Genomic DNA, 6,586 nt, shown 5'->3' with positions numbered 1-6,586 from the left:
GGTGGACATTCCGGCATGTTGACCCCTGCAAGTCTTTAATAAAATGCGTATCCAGGGGAGTTTTACAGAGGGGTCAGGATCCCGGAACAGGGGTCAGCTTGTTCCGGAATGAGGGGTCAGGATAAAACGGAATTTGCAGCTTTCGCCTTCGTCCGCAAGTATGGCAAGCGTTTTACCGCTGGTGTTATTGAACTTGATTTCCTGCAAGACCTTTCCGTTCAGGATTTGTTCTTGGGTTTTCTTGTCCACTTTAGACAGTTGGCTTTCCAGCTCCTTCTTAAGCTGTTCAGTCTTGGCAATCATTACACCTTCAATCCTGCGGATAAGCACCATCGGATAAATAATGTCGGGATATTCTGTTCGCTGAAAAATGTCTCTTAAAACATCATTAGCTGTATTCCAAATGAGTGCTACTTCCTGCGAAATGTCTGTATCTCTTTTCATTCAATATTTCTGTTTATTTAATCTGTCAAAGTTATCAATAACATCGGGTGCGATGGAAGGAAAACAGCTCTTTTGCAAACTTCGGTCGTGCGTAAGCTTGTGTGGTTTGCAAATGTGCTGTTTTGTGCGTTGGCATTTTCCATTTTTTTTGTCTTTATGCAGCAAAAATTTCATTGTCATTGTGTCGTTGTCTTTCTTCTTCGGCTTGCTTGTAACGGACGAAAAGTATATGCAAAGTAGGCGATTGCGGGCTTCAAACTTATCAAACCGTTACAACTTTAAAGCGTGTTACATATCTTGAATTTACTATTATCACGCCTATTTTGTATATACAATGTTGGGCGTTCGTTTTTATTTCTTAATCTCGTACATTGTTTCACTTTCTTTAGCTATTTTGTCGTAAAAATCAACAATAACTGGCATAAAATTTTCCAAGGTTGGATATTTGCTACGATTATTTTCATAGTCATAAAGAAGATTTACAAGTTCTTGCATCCAATAGAAACCATTACCTATTTCTTCAATTAATTGGTTTGTTGCGGTTTGATATGAATCGTTTTTGAGTAAATATCTGATTACAGAGGCTCGAACTAATGATTCGTACATCATGCTTTTCCATGTACCATATGATTGTCTTCGCATATTTCCTTTCGATAGTTTATAAATAGCCTTACCGTAATTTTCCAATTGATTTGAAAATTTATCGATTAAGGGATTTACAAATGAATGATTGAATTCATGAACAAGAGTTGGAAAATAATTCTCGTTTTTATAAACAGGAAGATTTGTACTATCAACTATCCATGTTCCCATAATTGCATAAACATCTTCTTTTTTATCAGGATAAATAACTTTTCCTCCGTAGTTACTACCTCCATTTCCTAAACCTATAATAACATTGAAACTACCGTTCGGGTTTATTCCGTAATATTGGTTATACCAATCAATATTCAATGTTTTATAAATCGGTAAAAACCGTTCTTCCGTTATGGAATACAAATCTGCATGGTCATTATAAAATTTTTCAAATTCGGAAACAACATAAAAATCACGAAGCAGCTCAAGAAATTTCAGGGCATTATCTTTACCCCATCTGCTTTCAGGAATGTCACTATTGAATTCAACTTTTGGAGTAAGCTTAGGCGGTTGATTGATATGAAAAGCTATTTTCATTACAGCATCGAAACCTATTCCATTTTCCATTCTTAACTTTGAAGCAAGAGAAATTAAAGGATGATTTTTAAATTTGTCAAAATAGCTATGGATGTCTTTAGTATAGGTTTTACAATAATCTTCGTTATATTCCTGATAACCGGCTAATCTTGCAACTATACTAACCAATTCAATTCTCTTATCAACTTTTGGTTTCGGAAAAATATTTGATAAATCTTGGTTCTTAATTTTGGTTTCCTGACCAAGTACCGTAATTGAAATTAAAAAAGATAGGATTATTAGCAAAGCATTCTTTTTCATTGTCTTAAAATTTATTTGTTTGTATGTAATTTGTCATTGGATGCGATTATTAAAATGACGCCCAACGTGCCGCGTATTGGCGATGGGCAGGATTTTTAGCACTAACGTTGATACGAAGCCGTTCTGCCCGCCTATTGCCAATACGATGTTGGCGGTTCGTTGTTTATCAGTCACGTTGTCAGGCACTTATTATTTCTTTTAGTCTGGTTGATATATTTCTCCAATTCGTGTCAAGGTTTACAGTTCTTATTTGAATTTTATGGTCGTTGTATTGAAAATCTAAATCGTAATCTTTTTCGACTGTTGGATACAAAAGAATTCCGGTTGCCGTTTTGGTCTTTTCGCTTCCGTCTTGCTGATTTAGTAAGTAGCTAAATAACTGATATAGGTTAGAGGACTTAATTCTCTCCTTGTCGTAATTTGTGGTCATTGTCTCTCTATAATATTTAGCATCAATTATTATTTTCTGTTCTTCGTTTTCTAAGGAAATGTCAGTTTCCATTTGAGGTAAATATTGATAACTCTCTATGTCTTGATGTTGAAATTGCCATTTAATCGTTTCTTTCTTAACAGTATTAAATTTCCGTTGCTCAATTCGATAGAAATTCCTAATAAATGCTTCAAACAACTGATTCATTTTGTTGTCGTCTCTTGTAAAATCAGAGAATTTGTATTTTCCTTTTTCTTCTGATGGGAAAGTACTTTCATAAATCAAATAACAAACGTTCATCACAAAACCGTAAAACCGATTGTTCCTATTAAATTTAATTTGCTTGAAGTTGCTTCCTTTAATTTCAATCAAATCAACACCTAAAAACATTTTTTGCAGTTTTGCTAATTCCATTTTTAAGAGAGGGTCGATACCCTTTGTTCTTGTTAACCTGTAAATTGTTGAAACCAAAATTTGATTTGTGATAATATTGGCAGAGAAATCATCATAAGTACAAACAGTTTTTTGCTTAAAAAGTAAGTTTCTCTTGAGCGTTTGGCTTATTTCAATTTTACCTTTAACACCTGAAATTTCTTCTTCGTGGTCTATGTAACTTTTATCAATACCTCTTTTCAGAAGAAGTTTGGAAGAAGTAATTAGCACTTTAGCAAATAAATCAAGAAGCTCTGTTTTATCGTCAATTGAAACATCAACACGCTCTTTTTCATTTAGCTTATTCCAAGCGTAACAAAGCAAGAAGTATATGTTTTCAATTGGAATTGCCATTGTTTATCTTGAAAGCTGTTTAACTGTGTCTGAAACTTTTGAAAGGTCGTCAAACCAAATTTCTTCTAATAATGGTTTCAGTTCATAATTTAAAATATCTGTCCACCATTGATTTTCGTTACCGTCATTTGTGTATGTACAGAAATAACTATGTCCGATTTGGAATCCTTCTCCAAGATTAACATCTTCTTTTATTTTGTTATTCAATTTTGAAATTGATGTACATATGTGTTCAATAATCCCTTCCGACAGACCTTTATCAGCTAAAAATGAGCGAAAGTTTGAGCCGTAGTCTGGCTGTAAGGAAACAAAAGCAAATCTTCTTCTTAAAGCGTAATCTACTATAGCCAAAGAACGGTCAGCCGTATTCATTGTGCCAATTATGTAAAGGTTGTCAGGCACATAAAAACGGTCTTCTTCGTCCTCTGCATAAGTAAGCTTTAAGGCAAATTTTTCTTTTCTTTTGTCTGCTTCAATTAGCATCATCAATTCACCAAAAATCTTACTTAAGTTACCCCTATTGATTTCGTCAATAATGAAAAAGAAAGGTCGTTCTGGATGAGCTAAAGCTCTTTGACAAAATGAATAGAAAATGCCGTCTCGCAAATCAAAACCGCCTTTTTGGGTTGGGCGTAGCCCTTGTATGAAATCTTCGTAACTATACGATTGGTGAAACTGAACCATTTCAATATTAGCATCCTTAACCTCTTGCATAATTTCATAAGCAAGTTTTCTAGCAATAAAAGTCTTGCCTACCCCTGGAGGACCTTGTAGAATTATATTCTTCTTTCGCTTTAATAATGAAACAGTGTTCAAAAAATCTGTTTCACTTATGAATGGCTTATCAGGGTCTTCTGAAAATTTGTAGCTTTTGATATTTTCAGATTTAAGGAGTTTTTCGGTAATGATGTTTTTATTATCAATAACTTCCCTTATAATTTCATACTCTTCCTCTGTCAGTTTGAACAAGCTGCCTTGATTATTTATAAACACTTCACATTCTTGCAGAGAAGGATTATTTTTTAAGTCGTTCCAATGAATTGGAATTTCCAGTTTTTCAATCAGTTCAAATTCTATTTCTTCACCATTAGCTGTATTATGAATCCCTTGGGTGATTTCGTAAATAGCTTTGATTTGTTTGGTTGGTGTACTTTCGTACCCAATCATTAAATCACCTCTTTTAGTTGCTTCAAAGTGTTTGTATATTCTTCTTTTGTTTCCTTTTTCGTTGTGTGTGGTATAGGTTTGTTTTTCTCCTACGTTATGCTTGCTGATAGACCAAATTTTTGGATTAGCATTTAGCCACCAATAGTTTATATCATCATCAGGTTCGTGAGTAGTGTCTTTTGGCAATTCAATGTCTCTATTCTCTTTTACTTGAAGGGTTCTTTTCAATAGGCTTTGAAACTTGTCTTCAGGTATGATTAATTCTTCTCCAAGGTTAAATTTTTCAAAAGTTTCTTTAAATACTGTCCACTCGTTTGAATAGAAGGAATTAATTACTTTAATAAAATCTGTTTCAGTATAATGCTTATAATAATTGCCTTTCCCTTTCTGCTCAAACCCTCCAATTTTCTTAATTATCTCTTCATAAGCTTGTACAATTTGTGTGTCGGTTTCTGTTTGAAAAGCTAATTCTAAATAGGCGTTGGGATTTTCTACATCCCAAAAATTAAAAACCAACCCTGCTTGTCGAGTTTTATTTTTCCAATCTCCTTTATTTACTAGTCCGAGAAAGACATAATGACTTCCTTGAAACCAATATCCTTTTCTAAGTCTTTCACTGTCTTGTTTTCTTAGCCAAAAAGTTAAATCAGGATACTTCTCCTCTTTAAGTTTAAGGAGATGGTTTAGGATTTTGTCGCTCCAATTTATTATTAGTTCTTCTTGTGTCATATTTTATGTTTTATTCTCTGTTTCGGAGTCGTCCTTACAATGACCGCCAACGGGCCGGAGCTTGACGCGGTGCTTCCGGGGAATTTTAATTATTCGGGGAGCATCGCGTCAAGCTCATGATGTGTTGCAGTCCGCGAAGCGGCAAGGCACATCATGAGCGAAGCTCCGGCCCGATGCTGTGCAAGGAGCGGAGCGAATTGCACAGCATCGCACAAATATACGCAATAATATTAAAAAAGAATCATTTGTTTCAATAAAAATTAAAATATATGTTACTTCTTTGTAATACAGTTGATTGAAAATAGATATTTTGTTGCGTATTTCGAATTATTATACTATCTTTCGACTCAAAGAGAGATTTAAAAGTATATGTTTAACATATATAAAATGCGCGCTTATGGATTTTACTGATAAAAGATATCATTTTGAGACGGGTGAATATAACGGTAAGCGGGTGATTTGGATTAGGTTCGAGAAAGACAATGAACTTATCTCTTATTTGCGCAACCATACGAAAGCAAAATGGTCAGCATCGAAGAAATCATGGCATGTTACCGATAACCGATATTATCGTGAGTTGTTTGGTTTGAAACCGGTTATTGTCGGCAAAGAAGTCCTGAGTAAAATTCATGCTGTAAACCTGCCTGCACTAAAACGGTTTCAGGAACAGATAATCCTGAAAGGATACAGCGAGAATACGCTTCGAACCTATACGTTGGAATTTGCACAATTGCTGTATATTCTTCAATCGTATCCGGTCGATGAACTTACTCCCGATCGGTTACGTAGTTATTTTCTCTATTGTCATCAAACCCTTAAGTTGTCGGAAAGTGAAATTCATAGCCGTATTAACGCAATAAAATTCTACTATGAACAAGTCTTGCACCGTGGTAAAATGTTTTTTGATATCCCACGTCCCAAAAAACCGATGACACTTCCCAAGATGCTCAATAAGAAAGAAGTGCAAAGAATTATAGAGGTTACCCAAAACCCGAAACATAAACTGATGCTGAAACTTGCTTATGGAATGGGATTACGGGTCAGCGAACTGGTCAATCTGAAAATATCGGATATTGATAGTACTGCCATGTTGGTTCGTATAGAACAGGGTAAAGGGAAAAAAGACCGTGTGGTTCCCCTTCCGGAATCAGTACTTGAAGATATGCGAAATTATTATAAGGACTACCGTCCTAAAATATATCTCTTCGAGGGGCAACATGGCGGACAGTATTCCATCCGGAGTGCCCAACAAGTTTTTAAATCGGGATTAAAAAAGGGTGGAGTCAAAAAGCAAATCGGTATACATGGGTTACGCCACAGTTATGCCACACACCTGTTGGAAACCGGTACTGATTTACGCTTTATCAAGGATTTGCTTGGACACCATTCCGTCAAGACAACTGAAATCTATACACATATAACCGACCTGTCAAAGTCAAAAATAAAAAGTCCTCTGGATTTTCTATAAGAATACTTACAGGGTAACTCAACTTTTCGTATCTAAATTTGCTACTGCTATTTTCCTTTCAATTAGGATAATAGCGGTATTATGTAAGG

5 protein-coding genes are annotated in these 6,586 nt (G+C 35.1%); 1 reads left to right on the top strand and 4 read right to left on the bottom strand.

Features of this window, described 5'->3' with window-relative positions; translation table 11 throughout:
• Nucleotides 1–93: 93 nt before the first annotated feature.
• The 4 genes from VB073_RS12935 to VB073_RS12920 all read right to left on the bottom strand — a co-directional run bounded on the left by VB073_RS12935 (nt 94) and on the right by VB073_RS12920 (nt 5,029).
• Nucleotides 94–444: a type I restriction-modification system subunit M N-terminal domain-containing protein gene (locus tag VB073_RS12935; protein WP_323404603.1), complete on the bottom strand. Its 351-nt coding sequence runs from the start codon at nt 442–444 to the stop codon at nt 94–96.
• A 351-nt stretch (nt 445–795) separates the two neighbouring features.
• Entirely contained in the window at nt 796–1,917 is a 1,122-nt protein-coding gene (locus VB073_RS12930) for a DUF4932 domain-containing protein (protein WP_323404602.1), read from the bottom strand.
• 178 nt (nt 1,918–2,095) lie between these two features.
• Nucleotides 2,096–3,133: a 5-methylcytosine-specific restriction endonuclease system specificity protein McrC gene (gene mcrC / locus VB073_RS12925; protein ID WP_323404601.1), complete on the bottom strand. Its 1,038-nt coding sequence runs from the start codon at nt 3,131–3,133 to the stop codon at nt 2,096–2,098.
• A 3-nt stretch (nt 3,134–3,136) separates the two neighbouring features.
• The gene (locus VB073_RS12920; RefSeq protein ID WP_323404600.1) at nt 3,137–5,029 is read right to left on the bottom strand and encodes an AAA family ATPase; all 1,893 of its coding nucleotides are present in this window, start codon (nt 5,027–5,029) and stop codon (nt 3,137–3,139) included.
• A 397-nt stretch (nt 5,030–5,426) separates the two neighbouring features.
• Here VB073_RS12920 and VB073_RS12915 point away from each other — a divergent pair, with 397 nt between their 5' ends.
• Nucleotides 5,427–6,497: a tyrosine-type recombinase/integrase gene (locus tag VB073_RS12915; RefSeq protein WP_323404599.1), complete on the top strand. Its 1,071-nt coding sequence runs from the start codon at nt 5,427–5,429 to the stop codon at nt 6,495–6,497.
• The last annotated feature ends 89 nt before the right edge of the window (nt 6,498–6,586 follow it).

Origin of the sequence: Proteiniphilum sp. (assembly GCF_034927365.1) — a bacterium.
In the GTDB taxonomy this organism is placed as follows: domain Bacteria; phylum Bacteroidota; class Bacteroidia; order Bacteroidales; family Dysgonomonadaceae; genus Proteiniphilum.
This window is presented reverse-complemented; position numbering and strand designations above follow the sequence as displayed.